This is a genomic window from Agromyces sp. PvR057 (genome assembly GCF_040547485.1).
Lineage (GTDB): Bacteria > Actinomycetota > Actinomycetes > Actinomycetales > Microbacteriaceae > Agromyces.
In genome coordinates, this window is record NZ_JBEPPT010000001.1 from 363,762 (window position 1) to 387,960 (window position 24,199).

20 protein-coding genes are annotated in these 24,199 nt (G+C 72.5%); 11 read left to right on the plus strand and 9 right to left on the minus strand.

Translation table 11 applies throughout. The annotated features are described in order from the left end of the window. Nucleotides 1–83 precede the first annotated feature (83 nt). The 4 genes from ABIC29_RS01645 to ABIC29_RS01660 all read left to right on the plus strand — a co-directional run bounded on the left by ABIC29_RS01645 (nucleotide 84) and on the right by ABIC29_RS01660 (nucleotide 5,548). Nucleotides 84–1,556, plus strand: a complete 1,473-nt coding sequence (locus ABIC29_RS01645) for an NAD-dependent succinate-semialdehyde dehydrogenase (RefSeq protein WP_116080564.1) — start codon at nucleotides 84–86, stop codon at nucleotides 1,554–1,556. A gap of 106 nt (nucleotides 1,557–1,662) precedes the next feature. After that, nucleotides 1,663–3,027: a flavin monoamine oxidase family protein gene (locus tag ABIC29_RS01650; RefSeq protein WP_116080565.1), complete on the plus strand. Its 1,365-nt coding sequence runs from the start codon at nucleotides 1,663–1,665 to the stop codon at nucleotides 3,025–3,027. Then, entirely contained in the window at nucleotides 3,027–3,989 is a 963-nt protein-coding gene (locus tag ABIC29_RS01655) for a universal stress protein (protein WP_116080566.1), read from the plus strand. The genes ABIC29_RS01650 and ABIC29_RS01655 overlap by 1 nt, the downstream gene beginning before the upstream one ends. After that, nucleotides 3,986–5,548, plus strand: a complete 1,563-nt coding sequence (locus ABIC29_RS01660; RefSeq protein WP_116080567.1) for an APC family permease — start codon at nucleotides 3,986–3,988, stop codon at nucleotides 5,546–5,548. The genes ABIC29_RS01655 and ABIC29_RS01660 overlap by 4 nt, the downstream gene beginning before the upstream one ends. Before the next feature lie 102 nt (nucleotides 5,549–5,650). Here ABIC29_RS01660 and ABIC29_RS01665 read toward each other — a convergent pair whose 3' ends face one another. Together ABIC29_RS01665 and ABIC29_RS01670 are read right to left on the minus strand one after the other, a co-directional pair. Next, entirely contained in the window at nucleotides 5,651–7,306 is a 1,656-nt protein-coding gene (locus tag ABIC29_RS01665; RefSeq protein ID WP_354242143.1) for an amidohydrolase, read from the minus strand. Continuing rightward, complete coding sequence (locus ABIC29_RS01670; RefSeq protein WP_354242146.1) at nucleotides 7,303–8,616, minus strand: MFS transporter; 1,314 nt, start codon at nucleotides 8,614–8,616, stop codon at nucleotides 7,303–7,305. The genes ABIC29_RS01665 and ABIC29_RS01670 overlap by 4 nt, the downstream gene beginning before the upstream one ends. A gap of 202 nt (nucleotides 8,617–8,818) precedes the next feature. On the opposite strand from ABIC29_RS01670, the gene ABIC29_RS01675 reads away from it, so the two are divergent. Continuing rightward, on the plus strand, nucleotides 8,819–9,430 hold the full coding sequence (locus tag ABIC29_RS01675) for a TetR/AcrR family transcriptional regulator (protein ID WP_354242149.1): 612 nt from the start codon (nucleotides 8,819–8,821) through the stop codon (nucleotides 9,428–9,430). A gap of 91 nt (nucleotides 9,431–9,521) precedes the next feature. After that, a complete protein-coding gene (locus ABIC29_RS01680; RefSeq protein WP_116080571.1) occupies nucleotides 9,522–10,979 on the plus strand; it encodes a basic amino acid/polyamine antiporter in 1,458 nt (485 codons plus the stop codon). An 82-nt stretch (nucleotides 10,980–11,061) separates the two neighbouring features. Here ABIC29_RS01680 and ABIC29_RS01685 read toward each other — a convergent pair whose 3' ends face one another. After that, nucleotides 11,062–11,403, minus strand: coding sequence for a carboxymuconolactone decarboxylase family protein (locus tag ABIC29_RS01685; RefSeq protein ID WP_354242152.1), 342 nt, complete (start codon nucleotides 11,401–11,403; stop codon nucleotides 11,062–11,064). Nucleotides 11,404–11,666: 263 nt separating this feature from the next. Here ABIC29_RS01685 and ABIC29_RS01690 point away from each other — a divergent pair, with 263 nt between their 5' ends. Genes ABIC29_RS01690 through ABIC29_RS01700 form a run of 3 tightly spaced genes read left to right on the plus strand, consistent with a single transcriptional unit; the run spans nucleotide 11,667 to nucleotide 13,820 of the window. Beyond that, nucleotides 11,667–12,113, plus strand: a complete 447-nt coding sequence (locus tag ABIC29_RS01690) for an FAS1-like dehydratase domain-containing protein (protein WP_116080573.1) — start codon at nucleotides 11,667–11,669, stop codon at nucleotides 12,111–12,113. Next, nucleotides 12,113–12,550, plus strand: coding sequence for a MaoC family dehydratase (locus ABIC29_RS01695; protein WP_116080574.1), 438 nt, complete (start codon nucleotides 12,113–12,115; stop codon nucleotides 12,548–12,550). Before ABIC29_RS01690 ends, ABIC29_RS01695 begins: the two co-directional genes overlap by 1 nt. Nucleotides 12,551–12,566: 16 nt before the next feature. After that, entirely contained in the window at nucleotides 12,567–13,820 is a 1,254-nt protein-coding gene (locus tag ABIC29_RS01700; protein WP_199471246.1) for a UDP-N-acetylmuramate dehydrogenase, read from the plus strand. 148 nt (nucleotides 13,821–13,968) lie between these two features. Here the strand turns inward: ABIC29_RS01700 and ABIC29_RS01705 are convergent, their stop codons facing one another. After that, entirely contained in the window at nucleotides 13,969–14,544 is a 576-nt protein-coding gene (locus ABIC29_RS01705; RefSeq protein ID WP_354242156.1) for a hypothetical protein, read from the minus strand. An 8-nt stretch (nucleotides 14,545–14,552) separates the two neighbouring features. Then, nucleotides 14,553–16,241, minus strand: a complete 1,689-nt coding sequence (locus ABIC29_RS01710) for a PspC domain-containing protein (RefSeq protein WP_354242159.1) — start codon at nucleotides 16,239–16,241, stop codon at nucleotides 14,553–14,555. Between the two features lie 128 nt (nucleotides 16,242–16,369). On the opposite strand from ABIC29_RS01710, the gene ABIC29_RS01715 reads away from it, so the two are divergent. After that, the gene (locus ABIC29_RS01715; RefSeq protein WP_354242161.1) at nucleotides 16,370–17,566 is read left to right on the plus strand and encodes an ATP-binding protein; all 1,197 of its coding nucleotides are present in this window, start codon (nucleotides 16,370–16,372) and stop codon (nucleotides 17,564–17,566) included. A gap of 1 nt (nucleotide 17,567) precedes the next feature. Then, the gene (locus ABIC29_RS01720; RefSeq protein WP_116082175.1) at nucleotides 17,568–18,257 is read left to right on the plus strand and encodes a LuxR C-terminal-related transcriptional regulator; all 690 of its coding nucleotides are present in this window, start codon (nucleotides 17,568–17,570) and stop codon (nucleotides 18,255–18,257) included. On the opposite strand, the gene ABIC29_RS01725 is transcribed toward ABIC29_RS01720, so the two are convergent. The 4 genes from ABIC29_RS01725 to ABIC29_RS01740 form a co-directional block, all read right to left on the minus strand. Further along, on the minus strand, nucleotides 18,223–19,845 hold the full coding sequence (locus ABIC29_RS01725; RefSeq protein WP_354242164.1) for a bifunctional phosphatase PAP2/diacylglycerol kinase family protein: 1,623 nt from the start codon (nucleotides 19,843–19,845) through the stop codon (nucleotides 18,223–18,225). The genes ABIC29_RS01720 and ABIC29_RS01725 overlap by 35 nt on opposite strands. Nucleotides 19,846–19,909: 64 nt before the next feature. Further along, nucleotides 19,910–21,610 (minus strand): long-chain-fatty-acid--CoA ligase, encoded by a 1,701-nt coding sequence (locus ABIC29_RS01730; protein ID WP_354242166.1) that lies wholly within the window; start codon nucleotides 21,608–21,610, stop codon nucleotides 19,910–19,912. Nucleotides 21,611–21,793: 183 nt separating this feature from the next. Beyond that, entirely contained in the window at nucleotides 21,794–23,503 is a 1,710-nt protein-coding gene (locus tag ABIC29_RS01735) for an MDR family MFS transporter (RefSeq protein ID WP_116080579.1), read from the minus strand. Continuing rightward, complete coding sequence (locus ABIC29_RS01740) at nucleotides 23,500–24,156, minus strand: TetR/AcrR family transcriptional regulator (RefSeq protein WP_354242169.1); 657 nt, start codon at nucleotides 24,154–24,156, stop codon at nucleotides 23,500–23,502. The genes ABIC29_RS01735 and ABIC29_RS01740 overlap by 4 nt, the downstream gene beginning before the upstream one ends. Between the last annotated feature and the right edge of the window lie 43 nt (nucleotides 24,157–24,199).

Sequence of the window (24,199 nt, forward strand, 5' to 3'; positions counted from 1 at the left end):
CTCGGGTCGGACCACGGCACGAACCGCACGAACTGCATGGCCGGCATGACCTGCACGAGACATCGAACGGAAGTCACACGCATATGACGAACGCAACGCTCGAATCGACCATCCTCGGCTCCGTCGAGACCCGCCTCTTCATCGGCGGCGACTGGGTCGACGCCGAGGGCGGCAAGACCCTGGCCGTGCACGACCCCGCGACCGGCGCCACGATCAAGGAGATCGCCGACGCCTCGCCCGCCGACGGCATCCGCGCCCTCGATGCCGCCGTGGCCGCGCAGGACTCATGGGCGGCCACCGCGCCCCGCGTGCGCGGCGAACTGCTGCGCAAGGCGTTCGACCTGCTGCAGGAGCGCAAGGAGGAGTTCGCGCTGCTGATGACCCTCGAGATGGGCAAGCCCCTCGCCGAGGCGCGCGGCGAGGTCGTCTACGGCGGCGAGTTCCTGCGCTGGTTCAGCGAGGAGGCCGTGCGCATCTCCGGCCGCTACGGGCTGAACCCCGAGGGCACCGGTCGCATGATCGTCTCGCAGCGCCCCGTCGGCCCGTCGTTCTTCATCACCCCGTGGAACTTCCCGCTCGCGATGGCGACCCGCAAGATCGCCCCCGCGCTCGCCGCCGGCTGCACCGTCGTCATCAAGCCCCCGGCGCTCACGCCGCTCACGACCATCGCGTTCGTGCAGCTGCTCGAGGAGGCCGGGCTGCCGAAGGGCGTCGTCAACGTCATCCCGACGTCGACCTCGTCGAAGGTCTCCGGCCCGATCATCGAGGACCCGCGCCTGCGCAAGCTGAGCTTCACGGGCTCGACCGAGGTCGGCCGCGCCCTGATGAAGCAGGCCGCCACCGGCATCCTCCGCACGAGCATGGAGCTCGGCGGCAACGCCCCGTTCGTGGTCTTCGGCGACGCCGACCTCGACAAGGCGGTCGAGGGCGCCCTCGTCGCGAAGTTCCGCAACATCGGCCAGGCGTGCACCGCCGCGAACCGGTTCATCGTGCACGAGTCGGTCGCCGATGAGTTCGCAAACCGCATCGCCGAGCGCGTCAAGGCCATGAAGGTCGGCCGCGGCACCGAGGAGGGCGTCAACATCGGCCCCCTCATCGACGACAAGGCGGTCGAGTCGACCGACGCGCTCGTGCAGGACGCCGTCTCGCGCGGCGCGAGCGTGCTCACCGGCGGCACCCGCATCATCGACGGCGACGGCACGTTCTACGCGCCGACCGTGCTCGCGGGCGTCGCGGCCGGCAGCCGCCTGCTCGCCGAGGAGATCTTCGGGCCGGTGCTCGGCATCTCGACCTTCTCCGACGAGGACGAGGCCGTCCGCCTCGCCAACGACACCGAGTACGGCCTCATCTCGTACGTCTTCACCCAGGACCTGGCGCGCGGTCACCGCATGATCGAACGCCTCGCCACCGGCATGATGGGCCTCAACACGGGCCTCGTCTCGAACGCCGCCGCACCGTTCGGCGGCGTGAAGCAGTCGGGCATCGGCCGCGAGGGCGGGCTCGAGGGCATCCACGAGTACCTCGACACGAAGTACACGCTCGTCCCGGTGGACTGAACCCGTCGAGCGGATGTCGCAGCGTCGCGCCGCGGCATCCGCTCGCCCCCATCTCGAACCCCGCGCGTCACGCGGGAACACGCGAACCGAAAGCGAAAGAACCACCATGGAACGCATCGACTGCGACGTCGTCATCGTCGGCGCCGGGGCCTCGGGCCTCACCGCCGCGAACAAGCTGAAGGCGGCCGGCAAGTCCGTCGTCGTGCTCGAGGCGCGCGACCGCATCGGCGGCCGCCTCTGGACCGACGACATCGAGGGCGCCATGCTCGAGATCGGCGGCCAGTGGGTCTCGCCCGACCAGGACGCCCTGATCGAGACGATCGAGGAGCTCGGGCTCGAGACGTACTCGCGCTACCGCGAGGGCGAGAACGTCTACATCGGCGAGACCGGCGAACGCCGCCTCTTCGAGGGCGACATCTTCCCGGTGCCCGCGAAGACCGAGGGCGAGATCGTCGGCCTCATCGAGAAGCTCGACACGCTCGTCGCCGAGATCGACCCCGACGCTCCGTGGGCCCACCCGCGCGCGAAGGAGCTCGACGAGGTCTCGTTCGCCGAGTGGCTCGGCACGCAGACCGACGATGAAGAGGCCAAGCTCAACATCGGCATGTTCATCGCCGGCGCCATGCTCACCAAGCCCGCGCACGCGTTCTCCGCGCTGCAGGCACTGCTCATGGCCGCCTCGGCAGGCTCGTTCTCGAACCTCGTCGACGCCGACTTCATCCTCGACCAGCGCGTCGTCGGCGGCCTGCAGCAGGTGCCGCTGCTCCTCGCCGAGCGGCTCGGCGGCGCGGTGCGCCTCGGCCAGCCGGTGCGCAAGCTCCGCTGGAACCCCGAGCACCCGGATGCCGGCGTCACGGCCGTGACCGACGACCTCGAGGTGCACGCGAAGCGCGTGATCCTCGCCCTCGCCCCGGTGCTCATCAGCCGCATCTCGTACGAGCCGCCGCTGCCCCGCCGCCAGCACCAGCTGCACCAGCACCTCTCGATGGGCTTCGTCATCAAGGTGCACGCCGTCTACGAGACGCCGTTCTGGCGCGCCGACGGGCTCAGCGGCACGGCCTTCAGCCCGTACGAGCTCGTGCACGAGGCCTACGACAACACGAACCACGCCGACCCGCGCGGCACGCTCGTCGGCTTCGTCTCCGATGAGGAGGCCGACGGCGTCTTCGCGCTCGGCGCCGAGGAGCGCAAGGCGCGCATCCTCGAGTCGCTGTCGCACTACTACGGCGAGCAGGCGAAGAACCCGGTCGTCTACTACGAGAGCGACTGGGGCTCGGAGGAGTGGACCCGCGGCGCGTACGCGGCGAGCTTCGACATGGGCGGCCTCGCCCGGTACGGTGCCGACCTGCGCAAGCCCGTCGGCCCGATCCACTTCTCGTGCAGCGACCTGGCCGGCAAGGGCTACCAGCACGTCGACGGCGCGATCCGCGTCGGCCGCGAGGTCGCCGCAGCGATCCTGGCGGACGACTGATGGACGCGGGGGCATCGTCGACGACGGCGACGTCGGGGCAGGACGCGCCGCAGCGCCGCATCGTGGTCGGCTACACGGCCAATGACAGCGGCGCCGACGCGCTCGCCCTCGCGACGAGGCTCGCCACGGCGAGCGAGGCGCAGCTCGACGTCGTGATGGTGCTCCCGAGCGAGGCCCGTTCGAGCACGGTGCCGTCGGACATCGGCTACGAGCGCCACCTCAAGGCGCGCTCGCGCGCCTGGCTGTCCGAGGCATCCGCCGGGCTGGATGCCGACGTCGCGCAGTCGCTGCACGTGCGCTACGCGGAGTCGTTCGCCGAGGGGCTCATCGCGGCCGCGCACGAGTTCGGCGCGTCGCTCATCGTCGTGGGAGCTGCCCGCGGCGGCATCCTCGGGCGTTCGCGCATCGGGTCGGTCGCCAACGAGCTGCTGCACTCGTCGGACGTGCCGGTGGCGCTCGCACCCGCCGGCTCCCGCGAGCTCGCGGCATCCGTCGGCGTCTCCCGCGTCACGGCGGCCCTCGGGTCCCGCCCCGGTGCCGGGGTGCTGCTCGATGCGGCCGTGCGCATGACCGCGACCCTGCGTGCACCGCTGCGGTTGCTCTCGCTCGTGCCGATCGACCTGCCCTCCGGCATGGACGAGGGCCTCGCCGAGCTCACGGGCACGGCCCACGCCGACGAGGTGCTCGAAGCCGCCGAGCGCGCGCTGCCAGCCGGCGTCGAGGCCACGGCCGAGGTGGCGACGGGCGACACGATCGAGGCCGCCGTGCGGAGCCTGAACTGGCACGAGGGCGAGATCGTGCTCGTGGCGTCGAGCCGCCTGGCCAGGCCCAGCCACCTGTTCCTCGGTTCGACGGCGTCGAAGATGCTCCGCGAACTCCCGGTGCCGATGATCGTCGTGCCGCGCAGCACCACCGAGCCGCGTTCCACAGGGCCGCGCACCACCGGAAAGGCGTCATCATGACGAACCGACCCGATCCCACGTCGGGCGCCCCGCTGACCTCCGCGAGCGCCGCCGTCGATGCGTCCGAACAGGGCGGCATCTCGAAGAAGGGCCTCTCGGCCGGATCGGTCGGCCTCATCGGCGCGATCGTCATCGGCATCTCGTGCATCGCGCCGGCGTACACGCTGACCGCGGCGCTCGGGCCGACCGTGTCCGAGGTCGGCGTGCAGGTGCCGGCGATCATCCTCGTCGGGTTCATCCCGATGCTGCTCGTCGCGCTCGGCTACCGCGAGCTCAACAAGCGCATGCCCGATTCGGGCACCTCGTTCACGTGGGCCACGCGCGCCTTCGGCCCCTGGGTGGGCTGGATGGCCGGCTGGGGCCTCGTCGCGGCCACGATCCTCGTGCTCTCGAACCTCGCTGGCATCGCGGTCGACTTCCTGTTCCTGCTCATCGCGCAGGTCTCGGGCAACCCCGAGATCGCGGAGATCGCGACGAACCCGTTCATCAACGTCGCGGTCTGCCTGCTGTTCATGCTCGGCGCGACGTGGATCTCGTACCGCGACATGCAGACGACCCAGAAGCTGCAGTACTGGCTGGTCGGGTTCCAGGTCGCCGTGCTCGTGACCTTCTCGGTCGCGGCGCTCGTCGAGACCGCCAACGGCAACGCCTTCGACGCGACGCCGATCGAGCTCTCGTGGTTCAACCCGTTCGCGATCGACTCGTTCTCGGCGTTCGCCGCGGGCCTCTCGCTCTCGATCTTCATCTTCTGGGGCTGGGACGTCACCCTCACGATGAACGAGGAGACGAAGGGGTCCGACAAGACACCGGGCCGCGCGGCGACGATCACGGTCGTCACCATCGTGGTGCTCTACCTGCTCATCTCGGTCTCGCTCATCGCCTTCGCGGGCGTCGGCACCGGCGAGTACGGCCTCGGCAACCCCGACATCCAGGACAACGTGTTCTTCCACCTCGCGGGGCCGATCCTGGGCCCGCTCGCGGTGCTCGTCTCGCTCGCGGTGCTCACGAGCTCGGCGTCGAGCCTGCAGTCGACCTTCGTGTCGCCCGCGCGCACGCTGCTCGCGATGGGCCACTACGGCGCGATCCCCGAGAAGTTCGCGAGCGTCAGCCCGAGGTTCTTCACCCCCGGCTACGCGACCATCGTGTCGGCGATCGTCGCATCGGTGTTCTACGCGGTCATGCGCCTGCTCAGCGAGAACGTGCTGTGGGACACGATCACGGCCCTCGGCATGATGATCTGCTTCTACTACGGCATCACGGCGTTCGCCTGCGTGTGGTTCTTCCGCAAGGTGTGGTGGAAGTCGGCTCGCAACGTGATCTACACCCTGCTCGCGCCGCTCATCGGCGGCGTGATCCTCGCGGTGCTGTTCTTCACCACCCTCATCGACTCGATGGACCCCGAGTACGGCTCGGGCTCGTCGGTCGGCGGCGTCGGCCTCGTGTTCGTGCTCGGCATGGTCGTGCTGCTCGGCGGCATCGTGGTGATGCTCTGGCAGTGGCGCAAGCGCCCGGCCTTCTTCCGCGGCGAGACGCTGTCGCGGGCGGTGGCGAGCGAGTAGCCGCCCCGCGCATGGACAGATGAGGCCGCCTCCCGCGACACCGGGGGGCGGCCTCATCATGTCTCATGCGGCACCTCGACGAGCGGATGCCGCGGTCGGCCGTCAGGCCGCGGCGTCGCCCTCGATGGCGTCGGCCTCGAAGACCGTCGCCCCGGCGACGACCGTGCGGATCACGCGCGCCGTGAGCAGCGACGCCTCGCCCTCGGCGAACGGGTCGACGTCGAGCACCGCGAAGTCGGCGGCGAGGCCGGCCGCGAGGCGTCCGCGCGCGTCGCCGTCGCCGCACGAGGCGGCCGCATCACGGGTGGCGTGGCCGATCGCCTCGGCGAGGGGCAGCGCGAACCCGGGCAGCGAGGGCTCGAACGACGGGTCGAGCGCGGAGCGGCGCGTGGCGGCCACGTACATGTTGTGCAGCGCGTCGTGGGGTGCGGTCGGGGCATCCGTCGAGAACGCGAGCAGGGCGCCGGCGTCCACGAACTCGGGCCAGGCGAACGCCCGGTCGACGCGCTCGTCGCCGAGCATGGCGACCCAGTTGTCGAAGATCGCGGGGTCGGCGTGCACCGGTTGCATCGACGCGGTCACGCCGAGGCGCGACATCCGCTCGGCCGTGCCGGGGGCCGCGTACTCGAGGTGCTCGATGCGGTGGCGGCGGGGCAGGTCGCCGTTGACGTCGACGGCGTGCTCGATCGCGTCGAGGGCGATCTCGCTGGCGTAGTCGCCGATCGCGTGCTGCGCGACCTGCAGGCCGGCGGCGTCGGCGGCCGCGACGACGGGCTTCAGCGCGTCGAGCGGCCAGATCGGCTCGGCGTTCGAGCCGTCGGCGTACGGATGCCTCATGGCGGCCGTGCACGCGTCGATCACGCCGTCGAGCACGAGCTTGATGCCCACGATGCGCAGCCACGGCGCGGTCGGCGCAGCGGCCGTCTCGGCGGCGAGGCGGGCGGCCGTCTCGACCTGCGCGAGGTTCGCGGCCTCGGCGCCGGTGTTGGCGACGAACCAGTGCGCGACCACGCGGATCGGCAGCGTGCCGCCGCGGCGGTCGGCCGCACGTCGGAACGCGGCGAGCCCGAGCTCGTCGAACGCCATGTCGACGACACCCGTGACGCCCGTGGCGAGGTACGCGTCGATCGTGCGCTCGACGGCCGCGTCGCGGTCGGCGTCGGTGGTGAGGCTCGCGAGGTGCTCCCACACGAACTGCTGGGCGGCGGTCTCGTAGAGCATGCCGTCGGGCTCGCCGTCGGCGTCGCGGCCGATGCGCCCGCCGATGGGGTCCGGCGTGTCGCGCGTGATGCCGAGGTCGGCGAGCGCGGCGCCGTTGACCCAGCACGAGTGGTAGTCGTTGGCGTCGAGGAAGACGGGCACGTCGGCGACGGCGGCATCGAGCATGGCGGCCGTCGGGGCGCCGGGCACCGAGTCGAAGAGCCAGCCGCGGCCGAGCACGCGCGGTGCGGCCGGATCCGCGGCACGTGCTGCGCGCAGCCTGGCCTGGATCTCGTCGAGCGTGCGCGCATCGGTGAGTCCGACGCGGCCGAGCGCGTCGCCCATCATGACGAGGTGCGTGTGCGCGTCGGTGAACCCGGGCAGCACGAGTCGTCCGTCGAGGTCGACGACCTCGGCGTCGCGGCCGGCGATCTCGATCGCGCGGTCGAGGTCGCCGACGTGGGCGAGCGCGTCGCCGTCGACGACGAGGGCCTCGGCCCACGGGGCCGACGGCTCGGCGGTGAAGACGCGGGCGTTGCGGTAGATCGTGCCGCTCATGCGAGCACCTCGTCGGCCTCGGCGCCCGTCGACGCGGCGGTCGGGGCGAGCGCGGCGGCGGCCGCGCGTTCGGCTCGCTCGTGCAGCGTCGAGACATGGGCGGCGAACGCGGCCGGCACGGCGAGCACGAAGCTCGCGATGCCGAGCACGACGGTGAAGCCCTGGAATCCGAAGACCTCGACGAGCGCGGCGCCGATCACGGGCGTGAGGGCCGAGCCCACGAGGTAGACGGCGAGCAGCGGCCCGGACCAGCGGCCATGCGCGTCGAGTGCAGCCGAGGTCGAGACGAAGTACATGAACGCGATGGCGTAGATCGTGTTCCACACGATGAAGACGACGATGAACATGGTCGGGTCGGTGACGAAGCCCTCCACGATCTTCAGCACGCCGCCGAGCACGAGCAGCACCACGAGCGGCACCGCACGGCCGAGGCGGTTGCCGACGACCATGAGCAGCACCGAGCCGATGAGTCCGCCGGCGGTGGCGCCGCTGAGCGCGAGGCCGAGGCCCTCGGGGGTGAGCGCGGCCTGCTCGGCGCCCATGACGCCGGCCATCGCCCAGAGCGAGTCCTCGCTGACGGCCCAGAGCGCGAAGGTCGCGAGCAGCACGAAACCGGCGATGGTCGCGAGGCGGGTCGGGCGAGCGGATGCCGCGGCGCGGGCGCGCAGCGCCGGGATCGCCGAGGTCTCGGGCACCTCGACGGGCACGGCCTCGGCGACGGCCGCTCCGGCGTTCGCCACGGCGACGGGTGCGGCCGGCAGCCAGCCGCTCACGAGCAGCGAGACGAGCGAGAACAGGGCGAGCGCGCCGAACACGTCGATCGGGGCGAGGCCGATGAGCGGCACGACGGCGAGGATCACGGTGACGATCGCTCGGTTCGCGAGGCCGTTGAAGCCGGCGACGCGGTCGGGGTTCGTGAACGCGGCGATCGCGGCGCCGGATGCGGCCACCGCTCCGCCGGCGCCGACGCCGCCGAGCAGCAGGCCGGCGACGACGACGCCCGGCACCCCGATGAGCGCGGCCGCGCCGAAGCCGAGGATCGCGATCACGAGTCCGACCCTGGCGACGAGCAGGCGGCGAGGGCCGGCGCAGAGCGGGGCGATCGCGAGGCCGGTGATGGCGGTGGCGAGCAGTGCCCCGGTGACGATCCAGCTGGCGGTGAGCACGTCGCTGCCGAGGGCGCCCTGGAGGGCCGTGATCATGTACGGCGACAGGTTGACGCCGAGGTAGCCGGCGATGCCGATCGTGAAGGTCGCGGTCGCGGTGGGCAGACGCAGCGGCACTCGCGCGCCGAGGTCGAGGTCGGTCATGTTCGTTCTCCGAGTGAGGTGGGCACGCCGTCGTGCCGGTGGGGGATCGCGTCGACCGGGGTGTCGCGACGCGGTAAGTGAATGGTGTTCGTTTATTATGCACATCAGGGTTCGGTCACGGAAGACGGATAGCCTGATCCGGGACATTCGGCACGGCGACCCGTGACATCCGATCCTGCGACATCCGATGGGGGAACGTTTCATGGCCAGGCCGAAGGTGCCCCTGCTCTCGGTCGATCGCATCGCGGATGCCGCCCTCGAACTCGTCGACTCGGGCGCGCCCTTCGGCGTCAACGCGCTCGCGCGAAAGCTCGGCGTCACGCCCTCCTCGCTGTACAACCACGTCGACGGGCGCGACGGCATCATCGAGCTCATGCGCGGCCGGTTCGCGGCCGAGGCCGGCGCACAGCTGCACGACGGCCCTTGGGACGAGATCGTCGCCGAGACGCTCCGGGCGCAGCGGCGCATGTACGCGCGGCATCCGAACCTCGTGCCCCTCATCGTCGGCAAGACGATCACCGACCCGTTCGTGATCGCCAGCTACGACCATCTCGCCTCGACGCTCGTCGCGGCGGGCTTCCCCGACGACGAGGTGCTCGGCGTCATCGCGCTCCTCGATGCCTTCGCGATCGGCTTCGGCCTCGATCTCGCCTCGCCGCACGACATCTGGCAGCCCGACGGCGAGACGCAGACGCTCGGCCGCCTCATCGCCGACGCGCCGCACGGCGACGAGCGCTCCGATCGCGCGTTCGAGCTCGGACTCGACCTTCTCGTCGAGTCGTTGCGCGGGCGCCTGGCGCGCACCCGCGGCTGAGCGACTCGCGCACGCCCGCCCACGGCATCCGCTCGCCCTGATGGGCGCTCGTCGGTGTAGCGTCGGCGCAGGGACGGGGATCGGGGGAGCCATGTCGACGACACGACCGACGGCCGCGCAACCGGCGACGGTGCGCCTCGGCACGGGCAGCCTCACCGCGGTCGTCGTCGGCTCGATGGTCGGCGCCGGGGTGTTCTCGCTGCCGGGCCAGTTCGCCGCGAACACCGGCGTCCTCGGAGCGATCATCGCCTGGCTCATCGCCGGAACCGGCATGCTCATGCTCGCCTTCGCGTTCCAGGCGCTCGCGAACCGCAAGCCGCACCTCGACGCGGGCGTCTACTCGTACGCGAAGACCGGATTCGGCGACCTCCTCGGCTTCTTCTCGGCGTTCGGCTACTGGGCGAGCGCCTGCGTCGGCAACGTCACCTACTGGGTGCTCATCATGTCGACGCTCGGGGCGTGGCTGCCCGTGCTGGGCGACGGCGACACGATCCCCGCCATGTTGGCGGCATCCGCGGGGCTGTGGGTGACGTTCCTGCTCGTGCGGCGCGGTGTGCGCGAGGCCGCGGCGGTGAACCGCATCGTGACGGTCGCCAAGCTCGTGCCGATCGTCGTCTTCATCGTCATCGCGCTGACCGTGCTGAAACCCGACGTGTTCGTCGAGAACCTGCTCGGCGCACCCGATGCCGGACCGCTGCTCGACCAGGTGCGCGGCACCATGCTCGTGACGGTGTTCGCGTTCCTCGGCGTCGAGGGGGCGAGCGTCTACTCGCGGCACGCACGGCGTCGCACGGATGTCGGCAGGGCCACCGTGCTCGGCTTCCTCTCGGTGCTCGCCGTCTTCGCCTCGGTCACGATCGTCTCGTACGGCGTGCTGCCCGCGGCCGAGATCGCCGCCCTCCGCCAGCCCTCGATGGCGGGCGTGCTCGAGGCGGCCGTCGGCCAGTGGGGTGCCGTGTTCGTGAGCATCGGGCTCATCGTCGCCGTGCTCGGCGCCTACCTCGCGTGGACGCTCATGGCCGCCGAGGTCGTCTTCACGGCGGCGCGCGACGGCGACTTCCCGACGGCGTTCGCCCGCAAGAGCGCCCGCGACGTGCCGACCGTCGCCCTGCTCTGGTCGACGATATTCGCGCAGGTCGTGCTCGCCGTCGCCTACTTCTCGGCCGACGCGTTCGACTTCGCCCTCGACCTCACGAGCGCCCTCGCGCTCGTGCCGCTCCTGTTCGCCGCCGGCTACCTGCTGAAGATCGCGATCCGCTCCGACGGCTACGGGCCGGATGCCGCGGGCCGGCGCTCGCGCACCCTCGAACTCGTGATCGGGGCGGTCGCGACCGGCTACGTGATCTTCCTGCTGCTCGGCGCCGGCCTCGAGCTGCTCTTCATCTCGCTCATCGTGCAGGCGCCCGCGACGGTGCTCTACTTCGTCGCCCGTCGTGAGCACAACCGCCCCCTCATCGCCTCGGGCTGGGACGTGGTGGTGCTCGTCGTCGCCTTCGCCGGCGCGGTTGCGGCGGTCGTTGCGCTCGCGACCGGCTGGGTCGGCATCTGAGCTCGACCCTCTCCGGCTTCATCGACAGGGGCGTCCCGGGTTTCCCGGGGCGCCCCTCTCGGAGTCCCCGGGCCCTCCACGATCACTCCGGTGCATCGGCGAAGACGCGTTTCGCGACGTTCGTCGCCCCCATGCCCTTTGGCCATCCGGCGTAGAAGGCGACGTGGGTGAGGGCTTCGATGAGCTCGTCACGGGTCACGCCGTTCTCGAGCGCCCGGCCGAGGTGGAACGCGAGCTGGTCGTGGTCTCCGCCGGCGGCGAGCACGGCGACCGTGACGAGGCTGCGGTCTCGAGGCGAGAGCTCCGGCCGGTTCCAGACGTCGTCGAAGAGCACGTCATCGGTCAGCTCGGCGAGCTTGGGCGCGAAGTCCCCGAGTGTGCGGCGTCCTCCGCCGACCTGCTTGGGTGCCTGACGGTCGGTCATCGGTGTCCCATCCCTTCGATGTCGTCATGTGCGGTCGGAGAGCGGTCGTCCCGTCGCCGTCACGTCTCGAACGTACGCGCGGTGCGGCGGAGCGCGCCGCCCCGCGGTCGCGAGAGGTCACGTTCTGCGGCTTCCAGCGTGCGCATTCCCCCAGAAGATGACCACTCGGCGCCTGGCGGCGGCGTGGCGGCGGCGCGGGGGCGTGGCGGCGGCGTGGAGCGGACGCCCGGCCGCGGCATCCGCTCGCCGAATAGACTGTGCGGGTGCCAGTGAACCCCGAGCTGCAGGGGCGGGTCTTCCCGCCGGCCGAGCCGTACCTCGTCGGTCGCGAGAAGGTGCGCGAGTTCGCGCGCGCCGTGTTCGCGACGCATCCGATCAACCATGACACCGAGGCCGCGCAAGCCGCGGGCTACGCCGACGTCGTCGCGCCGCCCACGTTCGCGGTCGTCGTGCAGGAGCACACGCTCGCGCAGTTGCTCGCCGAGCCCGACGCCGGCATCGACTTCAGCCGGGTCGTGCACGGCGACCAGCGGTTCACGTCCACGCGTCCCATCGTCGCCGGCGACCTGCTCACGGCGACGCTCACGGTCGCGAGCGTGAAGACGCTCGGACCCCACTCGATGGTGACCGCCGAGACCTCGGTGACCGATGCGGCGGGCGAGCACGTCGTCACGGCGATCTCGACGCTCGTGGTGCGAGGTGAGGAGTGATGGCCGCCGTGTCCGCGACCCCCTCGTTCGATGAGCTCGCCGTCGGCGACGTCGTGGCCGAGCGTGAGTTCGCGCTGACCCGCGACTCGCTCGTGCGCTACGCCGGCGCCTCAGGCGACTTCAACCCGATCCACTACCGCGACGACGTCGCCGCCACCGTCGGCCTGCCCGGCGTGCTCGCGCACGGCATGCTGACCATGGGCTTCGCCGTGCAGCCCGTCGTCGACTGGGCCGGCGACCCCGGCCGGGTCGCCGACTACCAGGTGCGCTTCACGCGGCCCGTGGTCGTCGACCCCGCCTTCGGCGCGACCGTGAGCGTGACCGCCAAGGTCGGCCAGCTCGACGTCGAGGCGCGCGTCGCCCGCATCGACCTCACCGTGACGTTCGGCGGCGAGACCGTGCTCGGCAAGGCGCAGGTCCGCGTCGTCCTCGGCTGACGTGGGCGATCCCGAGATGACGTCTCCCGAAGCCGTGTCCGAGGCGACCGAACCGACGTTCGCCGACCTCACGACCCTCCGCGTCGGCGGCCCGATCCGACGGCTCGTGACCGTGACCACGCAGCGCGACCTCGTCGATGCCGCCGCACTGGCATGGGGCGACGCCGAGCCGTGGATGGCGCTCGGCGGCGGCTCGAACCTCCTCGTCGGCGACGAGGGGTTCGACGGCACGGTCATCCGCATCGCGACGAAGGGCATCGAGGTGCTGCGCGGGCCCGAAGCCGACGGCGTGCCCGACGGCGAGCCCGGCGCGGAGTCCGACGCTTCGACCGTGCACCTCCGGGTGCAGGCCGGCGAGGTCTGGGACGACCTGGTCGCCTGGACCGTCGAGCACGGCTACTCGGGCATCGAGGCGTTGTCCGGCATCCCCGGATGCGTCGGCGCCGCCCCGGTGCAGAACATCGGCGCCTACGGGCAGGAGCTCGAGTCGACGCTCGTCGCGATCGAGTTCCTCGACGAGGGTGCCGAGACCCCGCGCCGCATGACGGCCGACGAGCTCGAGCTCGGCTACCGCACGTCGGTGCTGAAGCAGGGCTTGAGCGGCATCGTCGTCTCGGTCGAGCTCGCCCTGCACGACACCGCGGTCGAGGTCGCGGTGCTCGGCGAGGCGCTCGGTCGACCCGTCGCCTACGCGCAGCTCGCCGGCGCCCTGCACGTCGACCTCGGCGACCGCGTGCCGATCGCCAGGGTGCGCGAGAGCGTGCTCGCGCTGCGCGCCTCGAAGGGCATGGTGCTCGACCCCGACGACCGCGATTCCGTGAGCGCGGGCTCGTTCTTCACGAACCCGATCGTGGGCGAGCATGCGGCCAGGTCGCTGCCAGGGGATGCGCCCCGTTGGTACGTCGAGCCCGAAGCCGCCGACGAGGTCGTGCCGCTCGCGAATGCGCTCGACGAATCGCCGCTCGAGCAGTTCCTCGCGCACCAGGCGTCGCTCGAGTCATCCGCTCAGGTGACGCACGCCGCGCCGGCCCAGCCGGGCGTGAAGCTGTCGGCCGCGTGGCTCATCGAGCGTTCGGGCATCGGTCGCGGGTTCGCCCTGCCCGGGTCCCGCGCCGCGATCTCGTCGAAGCACACGCTCGCCCTCACGAACCGCGGGGGAGCGTCGGCCGAAGAGGTCGCCGAGCTCGCGCGCTACGTGCGCAACCGCGTGCAGGCCGAGTTCGGCATCCTGCTGCATCCCGAGCCGGTGGTCGTCGGGCTCGAGCTGTAGGGGCTGCGTCCCACGCCGGCGCGGCGGCTGCCGAACTCTCGTGCGACGCGCGACGGGAGGAGATCGACTCGAGCGGAGGCCCCGATTCACGGGGTGTTCCTCCGTTCGCGCCGCTCTCCTCCCGTCGGGTCGATGGTGAGGCGGTGGCTCAGCTGCGCGCGGGGGTGCGGCGCGCGCGCTCGCCGCGGCGGATGAGGCCGACGATGCCGAAGAGCGCGACGATCACGCCCACCGCGATGAGCGCGTAGAGCCAGGCCGCGAGCGGGTTCAGCCCCGCGATCCAGGCGTCGGCGGCGATGCGCCTGGCCGGATCCACGAGGATCCACAGCGTCAGCGCGGCCGTGCCGCCGAAGATGAGCGCCCACACGAGCGCGCCCCAGCGCACGGTCGGGCCGGGCGCGGGCGTCACGGGCGTGGCGGAGGCCCTGGCGTACACCGAGTCGATCCGGTCGGCGGATGCCGCGGGGTCGGCCGGCGGCGTGAACAGGGCGGGCCCGCCGGCCGCCGGCGGCACCGGGTTCGTGGTGAAGGCGTCGGGCGTGGCATCCGTGTCGATGACGACGGTCGGGCCGGTGCCCGAGGCGGTGCCCGAGGCGGTGCCCGAGGCGGTGCCCGAGGCGGTGCCCGAGGCGGTGTCGGATGCGGCGGCGGGGTCTCGGTACGCGCCTTCGTCCCTCCTCGACGGGCGTTCGGCGTCGGCGGGGCGTGCGGTGTTCTCGGTCATGTTCTCGCTCATTCCATGATCTGGACGTGGACGGCGCCGGTGCGCTGGGTCAGGTCGAGCACGGCGTCGACCTGCTCGCCGGGCTTCAGGGCCCTGGCGCCGGTCTCGCCGCCGAGCACGAGGGCGCCGCGGTCGAGCCCGTCGACCTGCAGGACGCTCGCGCCGCCGTCGTCGTCGTAGACGGTGAGGTCGATGGGCCCGGCGTCGGAGGCGTCGAGCAGCACCACGGCGCCGTTGTCGATGCCGAGCCAGGTGTCGCCGATGCCCTGGGTGAGCTGGACGACCGCGGGCGATCCCGGGACCGGCAGTGCTCGCATGTAGGCGTTCCCGATCGGCTGCACGAGCCGCTGCGAGGTGGTGAGGCCGATGCTCTCGTCGGGGCCGATCAGCCGGCCCTGCGTGGCGAACGTCGCGCTGCCGACGCCGATGAGCATCGCGATCGCGGCCGTGAGCGTGAGGAAGGCGAGCCCGCCGCTGCGGCGCCGGCGGAGGGCGGCGATGATCATGCCGAGCGCGAGCACGAGGGTTCCGGCCGCGAGGGCGACGGGCACCGCGTACGCGGCGACCTCCGGGTCTCCGAGCGCCCAGAGGGCGACGATCGCCCCGCCGATGAGGCTCACGCCGAGCACCGTGAAGACGAACGCGGCACTCGCGCGCGGCCGGCTCGCGCGGCGCTCGGCCCTGGCGGCGTCGGCGCTCGCGGCGAGCTGGCGGGCCTTCTCGCGGTTCTCGGCGGCGGCCTGGGCGCGTGCGGCGCGCGCCGCCTCCTCCTGCCCGGTCGTCCACTCCCGGTGGGCGACGCGCCAGGCCTCATGCTGTTCGCGCCACTCCGCGATGGCGGCGGCGTCGGCGCCCATCGCGGGCACGGGCGGCTCGGTCGCCGACACCGTGGCGGGGTCGCTCGGAGCCGCGGACGCGGCATCCGTCACCTGGGCGGATGCCGCATCCGCACCCGGCGAACGGGTGTCGCCGTTCGCCGGGGGAACCGGGGCGGCGTACGTCGCGCCGGCGGGCGCTGCAGACGCTGCGGACGCTGCGGGCGTGGACCCCGACCGGGCGGCGTCGGCTGCGGAAGCCGTTCGCGCGCCGCCGCCGCCGGCCGGGGGGTTCTGGGAGGCTCGCCGAGCGAGCCAGATGACGAGGGTGACGAGCCCGCCCACGAGCAGCAGCGTCCAGAGGATGCGCAGCGGCACCGCGAGGTTGAAGCCGAAGATCGGGTCGGCGAGGTAGGGCCACTCGTCCCACCACTGCCAGCCGAGCCATCCGCCCTGCACGAACGGGATGAAGCCGAGCACGCCCATGACCGCGATGCCCACGATCGCGGGATCGACGATGCCGCGGGTGAGGCGCTCGAGGTGGATCTCGCCGTCGGTGTCGGGCAGCAGCAGCCAGGCGATCGCGTAGAGGAGCACGAACGGAGCGCCGAGCACGGCGACCACGACGACGATGCCGCGCACGATGATCGGGTCGATGCCGAGGCGGGCGCCGATGCCGGCGCACACGCCGCCGAGCCATCCGGCGCGGCGCGGCAGCCCGAGGCGGCGCAGCCAGGCGTAGAACCCGGGACCCGTCGCGTCGGGCGCGCCTGACGGAGCCGAACCGACCGCTCCGTCGACCGACGGACCGACCTGCGCGGAGTCCCCCTGCACGCCTTCCGGCACTGGGTCGGTCTGCGGCGCGGTCTGGTTCGTCTCCATGCCTCGATGCTCGCAGCGGCGTCGGATGCCCCGCTATGGGGTGAGTCCCTGATTCGACCCTGAGCGTGCCCGCCCCGGCCCCGATCGCCGGGCCGGGGTCTGCTTGGATGGCAGACATGGAGCCCCGGATGTCGCGCCCGCGCGCCTGCGTCGCCACCGGCGTCGCGGCGGGGTTGGCCGCGCACCTCGGCTGGCCCGTGCTCGTCGTGCGCGTCGCGTTCGTCGTGACGAGCCTCGCCGCCGGAGCGGGCGTGCTGCTGTACGCCTGGCTCTGGGCGCTCACGCCGTGGGAGCCCGGCGAGCAGCGCCCGAGCCGGCGCGCGCCGGTCGCGTGGCTGCTGGTCTCGGCGTCCGCGGCGGTGCTCGCCGTCGCGTGGCTGACGTCGGGGCGCGCGATCGGCGCCGAGGCCGCCGGCCTGCGGTGGTGGTTCGGCGGGGTGCTCGCCGGGGTCGGCCTGGCCGTGGCATCCGGAGCCTGGGCGACCTTCATCGACCGGGCCGAGCCCGAGCGCGGCCCGAGGCACGAGCTGACGATCCGGCTCGTCGCGACGGCGCTGCTGCTGGTCACGGCCGTCGCCCTCGTGTTCGGCGAGAACGCCCACTGGCATCCGGTGCCGACGTTCGCGGCCGCGCTCGCCGCGGTGCTCGGCATCGGGCTCGTCTACGCGCCCACGCTCGTGACCGCGTGGCGGGAGCTCACCGAGGAGCGCACGAAGCGCATCCGCGAGGAGCAGCGCAGCGAGATCGCCGCGCACCTGCACGATTCGGTGCTGCAGACGCTCGCGCTCATCCAGAACCGGGCCGGCGCCACGAGCGAGGTCGCGCGCATCGCCCGCGCCCAGGAGCGGGAGCTGCGCGACTGGCTCTTCGACGGCGAGGCGCCCGCCGACAGCGATCTCGGCACCGACCTGCGCGACTTCGCCGCCGCGCTCGAGATCGACTACCCGGTGACGATCGACGTCGTGGCGGTCGGCTCGTCGAGCGAACGGGCGAGCGGCGAGGTCGCCGCCGCGGCCCGCGAGGCGATGCTGAACGCCGCGCGGCACGCGGGTGGCGAGGTGTCGGTCTACGTCGAGGCGACGCCCGACTCGGTCGAGGTGTTCGTGCGCGATCGCGGCGACGGGTTCGACCTCGCCGAGGTGCCGAGCGACCGGCTCGGGGTGCGGCAGTCGATCATCGGGCGCATGCGCCGGGCCGGCGGCTCGGGCGAGGTGCGCCCCGGGGCGGGCGGCGTCGGCACCGAGGTGCGCCTGCGGTTCCCGGCCGAGCGCATCGGCAGCATGGGGAGCGCCGGAAACTCCGGCACGGAGGGTGCACGTGGCTGACCTGAACACTGCCGAGACGGCGGGCGCGGCATCCGTGCGCGTCGTCATCGTCGACGACCACTCCATCTTCCGCTCGGGGCTGAAGGCCGATCTCGACGCCTCGATCGAGGTCGTGGGCGAGGCGCACGACGTCGAGTCCGCCGTGCTCGCGGTGACGGATGCCGCGCCAGACGTCGTGCTCCTCGACGTGCACCTGCCAGGGGTCGACGTGCCGGCCGGCACGAGCGGCGGGGCCGAGGTCATGCGCCGCGCCGCGGCATCCGTGCCCGCGACCAGGTTCCTGGCGCTCAGCGTCTCGGACAAGGCCGAAGACGTCGTCGGCGTGATCCGCGCGGGAGCGCGCGGCTACATCACGAAGGGCTCGTCGGGGGCCGACGTGAGCCGGGCCGTGCACGCGGTCGCGAGCGGCGACGCCGTCTTCTCGCCGAAGCTCGCCGGCTTCGTGCTCGACGCCTTCGGGGCCGCCGTCGGCGAGACCGCGGCCGCGAGCGACGAGCTCGACCGCCTCTCGGCGCGCGAGCAGGAGGTCATGCGCCTCATCGCCCGCGGCTACGCCTACAAGGAGGTCGCGGCCGAGCTGTTCATCTCGACGAAGACCGTCGAGTCGCACGTCTCGGCCGTGCTCCGCAAGCTGCAGCTCTCGAGCCGCCACGAGCTCACGGCCTGGGCGAACGCGCGGCGCCTGCTCTGACCCCGCGATCGGCGGCCGGCCGATAGACGTCGAGCGCCGCAGGAATGACGCGCACGGTCGTGCGGTATCCGGGCGCCGCGGTGCGGGCGGACGCCTCGGCCGGCGCCGCGATCGACACCTCGCCGTCGTGGGCGAATCCGGGCGGCTGCCCCTTGCGCGGGCGCACGAGCACGTCGATCGACTCGGTGGTGAACGACTCGAGCCGCTCCGGCAGCAGCTGCAGTCGGCGGAGCACGGCGCTCGTGCGCCGTCCGAACGCGAGCGCGCCGACGGCCCGCGCCCGGGTGCCGGCATGCAGCACGCGCACGTCGAGCTCGCCGCCGTCGAGCCTCCGGCGCTGCATCGGCGCCGCGATGCCCGGGTCGTTGCCGCCGACGCCCACGTACAGCGTCCAGACGCGGGCCCGGCGGCCGTCGACGACGACGGTCACCGGATCCGAATGCCGCAGCACCCGCACCGCGGCGGCGACGGCGGCGGGCCACTTGCCCCACCTGCCCTCGAGGCGCTCGCGCTCGGCGACGAAGTCGGGGTAGATCCCGACCGAGGCGGTGTTCAGCACCGTGATCGGGGAACCGTCGGCGAACCGGAGCTCGGCGACATCCGCCCGCACGCCCTCGCCCCGCTGCAGCGCATCGACGGCGAGGTCGACGGATGCCGCACCCGCCGTGCGTGCGAAGTGGTTGAACGTGCCGCCCGGCACGACGAGGAGCGGCAGCCCCGCGGTCCTGGCCTCGTGCGCCACGGCCGCGACCGACCCGTCTCCGCCGCAGACGCCGATGACGGCCGGCGGCTCGTCGCGGGCGAGCGCGGCGCGCACGGCCGTCCGCGGGTCGTCGCCCTCGTCGAGGAGGTGCAGTTCGGCGAGCGGCAGCCGCCGTTCGAGCACGCGCACCGGGTCGCTGCGCACCACGCTCGTGCCCGAGGACCGGTTCACGACGATGAACACGCCCGCACCGTCGGTCGAGGCGGGAAGACGGCGGTCGGTGCCGGTCGGAGCGGATCCGTCGCGCTCGGAGGGCCGGTGCGGGGGCGCGACGGCGGCGCCGAGCGCGGCCACCCCGGCGCCGAGCGCGAGCCCGCCGACGACGTCCGACACCCAGTGCGCCCCCGTGTGCAGGCGGGAGTACGCCACGCCGAGGGCTGCCGGAGCCAGGATCAGGCCGAGGCGCGGCGACTCGACTGCGATGCCGGCCGCGAAGGCCGCCGCGCTCGCCGAGTGGCCCGACGGGAAGGACGGCGAGACGGGCTGCTTCGGGAGACGCCGTCCGATCGGCACGTCGGCGAGCAGCGGCCGGTCGCCGCCGAAGACCCGCTTGGCGATCAGGTTGGCGAGTGCGCTCGCCGCGAGCAGCGAACCGAGCCCGCGCGCGGCTGCGCGGCGGCGACCGGTCACGGCGAGCACGCCGGCGATCGTCCACCAGAGCACGCCGCGGTCGGCGAACCCCGAGACCCGCGACCAGAATCGGTCGGCCACGGGATGGCTGGGTCCGGCGTTCACGGCCCGGGCCGTCGCGGCATCCGCTCGTCGAACCCACGCCGGCAGGATCTTCGTTCGCTGGACGGCGACGCGTGCGCTCTGGGAGACCACCTCGTCATCGTACGCGGGGCGACGGGCCCCGCCGGCAGGCGGGCAGCGACGGCGCGCCCCGGCGTCAGTCGTGCGACGTCCGCTCGAGCAGTGCGTCGCGCACCTCGCGGCGCAGCACCTTGCCGATGAGCGAGCGGGGGAGCTCGTCGAACTCCTCGATGTGCTTCGGCACCTTGTAGGGCGTGAGGCTCGTGCGGCAGAAGTCGCGGAGCGCGGATGCCTCGAACACCGCGCCCTCGCGGAGCTCGACGCCCGCGGCGACGGCCTCTCCGCCATCGGGGCGGGGCAGGCCGACGACCGCCGCGCCGCGCACGTCGGGGTGCGCGAGCAGGGCCGACTCGACCTCGGACGGCGAGACGTTGAAGCCGCCCGTGATGATGAGCTCCTTCACGCGGTCGACGATCGTGACGAACCCCTCGTCGGAGACGGTCACGATGTCGCCGGTGCGCAGCCAGCCGCCGGGCAGCAGGGTCTCGGCGGTCTCGGCGGGGCGGCGCCAATAGCCCTGGAAGACCTGCGGCCCGCGCACGAGCAGTTCGCCCGGCTCGCCGGCGGGCCGATCGGCGTCGGGCTGGTCGGGGTCGACCACGCGGATCTCGGTGCTGGGGAACGGCACCCCGACGGTGCCGGGGCGACGCGTCGGACCCATCGGGTTGCCGATCGAGATGGGCGAGCTCTCGGTCATGCCGTAGCCCTCGACGAGCAGCCCGCCCGTGGCGCTCTCCCAGCGGTCGACGGTCGCGATCGGCAGGCTCATGGCCCCCGAGATCGCGAAGCGGATGCTCGCCAGCGCCTGCGGCCGGCGCTCGGCGGCGCGCACGAGCCGGTCGTAGATCGGCGGCACGGCCGGCAGGAACGTCGGCGGCGAGTGCCGCGCCGCATCGAGCACGAGCTTCGGATCGAACGTCGGGAAGAGCACGAGCCGGGCACCGATGCTCATCGCGGTCGTGAGGCAGAGCGTCAGGCCGTAGGCGTGGAACAGCGGCAGCACCCCGTAGAACGTCTCGCCGCCGAGGTCGAGGCCTGGCACCCACGCGCGGCTCTGCATCGCGTTCGCCCGCAGGTTGCGGTGGCTGAGCACGGCGCCCTTCGGCGTTCCCGTGGTGCCGCTCGTGTACTGCAGCACGGCGGTGTCGTCGAGCGAGGGGCGCGGATGCCGCTTCGAGAGCGCGCGTCGCGAGGTGAGGTGCTCCCATGCCAGGAGCCCGCGAGCCCGAGGCGACGCCGCGAGTGCGGCGCGCGAACGCCTCGCCTTCGGGATCGGCAGGCGCAGGGCGAGCCGCTTGCCGAACGGCAGGGCCTTCGACACGTCGACCGCGACGATGTGGTCGGGCCGGATGTCGCTCGGGAACTCGGCGACCGTGTCGGCGACGTTGCTCCAGACGATCGCGACGCGGGCGCCGTGGTCCTCGAACTGGTGCCGCAGCTCGGGCGGGGTGTAGAGCGGGTTGTGCTCGACGACGATCGCGCCGAGCCGCAGCGCGGCGTAGAACGCGACGACGTGCTGTGGGCAGTTCGGCAGCACGAGCGCGACCCGATCGCCGGCCTTCACGCCGAGCCGGCGCAGCCCCTCGGCCGCCGAGGCGATCTGCTCGCCGAGCTCGCGGTAGTCCGTCTCGGCGCCGAAGAACTCGAGCGCCGTGCGGCGCCGGTAGCGCTTCACGGCGGCGTCGATCATGTCGACGAGGGTCTCGCTCGGTTCGTCGATCTCGGGCGGAACCCCCTCGGCGTAGTGCGCGAGCCAGGGGCGGTGTTCGTACGTCATGCCAGCCTCTCGAGGCCACCCTGCACGCGTCGACCACGGTCGCAGCCGTCGTTGCCGCGGCGCATGCGGATGCCACCTCTCAGCGTAGGCGCATCCGCATGCGCGGGCCCGGATGCGTCGTCTGCCGCGTGTGGGGTCCGGGCGCGCCCGTGTCGGAGCGCGCCCGGAGTCGTCAGCCCGTCGTCAGCCCTCGCGGGGCGCCGTGCCGGGCGTGCCGCCCTGCGAGGGCGTGCCGCCGGTCGCGGTCGAGACCGGCTCGCCGTCGTCGGCCGGTCCGCTCACGACGATGCCGTCGCGCATGGCCTGCTCAGCGGCATCCGCCTCCTCGCCCGTGATCGCCTCGCCGCGCGCGACCATGCCGGCCTCGTCGCTGAGCGGGATCTGCTTGAGGAACAGCGCGAGCACGAACGCCGCGAGGATGAACGGGATCAGGTACCAGAACACGGGGGCGAGCGAGTCGGCGTAGGCCGTCACGATCGAGTCGCGCACGGGGTCGGGCAGCTCCGAGAGCCTCTGCGGGTCGAGGGTCGACATGGCATCGCCGGCCTGGGACGCGCTCGCGCCGGCATCCGTGAAGATCTTCGTGAGGTTCTCCGACAGGCGGGTCGCGAACATCGCACCGAAGATCGCGACGCCGAGCGACGCGCCCACCTCGCGGAAGTAGTTGTTCGTGCTGGTCGCGGTGCCCACCTGGGTCGGCGGCACGGCGTTCTGCACGACGAGCACGACGACCTGCATGATGAGGCCGAGGCCCGCGCCGAACACGAACAGGTAGACGCAGATCAGCCAGATCGGGGTGTCGGCCGAGAGCGTCGTCATGGCGAGCATCGCCGCAGCCGTCACGAGCGTGCCCGCGATCGGGTAGGCGCGGTAGCGACCCGACTTCGAGATCGCGATGCCCGACCAGATCGAGGTGCCCATCATGCCGGCCATCATCGGCAGCATCAGCAGGCCGGATGCGGTCGCCGAAGCGCCCGAGGACATCTGCAGGAACGTCGGCACGAACGCGATGGCCGAGAACATGCCGATGCCGAGCGTGAAGCCGATGGCGGTCGCGTTGATGAAGACGGGGTTCTTGAACAGCGAGAGCGGGATGACCGGGTCGTCGGCGCGGGCCTCGACGACGACGAACGCGGTCGCTGCGGCGAGCAGGCCGACGCCCCAGGCCCAGGTCTCGAGGGCGTCCCAGCCGTGGTCGGAGCTGCCGCCGAAGTCGGTGAAGAAGATGAGGCAGACGGTCGCCGCGGAGAGCAGCATGACGCCGAGGACGTCGATCTTCTTCTCGGCCTTCTTGCTCGGCAGCGTCAGCGTGAACCAGGCGATCGTGAAGGCCGCGATGCCGATCGGGATGTTGATGTAGAACGCCCACTGCCACGTGAGGTGGTCGACGAAGAAGCCGCCGAGCAGGGGGCCGGCGACGGCCGAGAGGCCGAAGATCGCACCGAGCGGGCCCATGTACCTGCCGCGCTCCGAGGCGGGCACGATGTCGGCGATGATCGCCTGCGAGAGGATCATGAGTCCGCCGCCGCCGAGGCCCTGCATCGCGCGGAACGCGACGAACGCCCAGAAGGTGGGGGCGAACGCGGCGCCGACGGAGGCCACGGTGAACAGGGCGATCGCGATCAGGAACAGGTTGCGACGGCCGAGCACGTCGCCGAACTTGCCGTAGATGGGCATGACGATCGTGGTCGCGAGCAGGTACGCGGTGGTGATCCACGCCTGGTACTCGACGCCGCCGAGCTCGCCGACGATGGTCGGCATCGCCGTCGAGACGATGGTCTGGTCGAGGCTGGAGAGCAGCATGCCGGCGATGAGCGCCGAGAAGATGATCCAGATCCGGCGCTGGGTGAGGACGAGCGGGCCGCTCGTCGCCGTGGGTCGTGCAGAGGTCATGAGGGGCTTTCCGTGGTTCGGGTGGGGTCGTGGTTCGGGGCGGGGGTGCAGGCCGCGCGGGTCGCGGCGACGGAGTCGCGGAGGATGGAGGCGAAGTCCTCGCGGCCCGTGGCGGGGTTCGAGAAGAACTGCTGCCCTGCGTTGCCGACGAGGGAGCCGATCACGACGGCGGCGGTGCGCGCGAGCGGGTCGCCGGAGGCGAGACCCTCCCGCTCCTCGATCGCGGCGATGATGCGCTGCTCGAGTTGCCGACCCGCGCCGATCATGTGGGGGAGCAGGTGCGGTTCGCGTTCGACGAGGGTGTGCGGATCGATGGCGTCGTGCTCGTCGTCCCAGGCGGCGACGGTCGCGATGGCGAGCTCGGCGAGGGCGTCGAGCAGTGTCGGGGCGCCGTCGTCGCCGCGGATGAAGGCGGCGAGTGCGGCCTCGTCGATGCCGTCGGCGTCGTGGCCGACGACGGCGGCCTCCTTGCCGGCGAAGTAGTTGAAGAACGTTCGGCGGGAGACGCCGACGTCGGCGCAGAGCTCCTCGACGGTGAAGCCCGAGAGGCCTCGTTCGACCGTGAGTTGTCGGGCCCGGTGGCTGAGGTCGCGGCGGGTGCGCGTCATCCGCTGCTCGCGCAGCCCGGGGGGAGTATTTGCACTCTCGGTCACGAAGTGCAATTCTGCACTATTCCAAAAAGAGTGCAAAATCAAC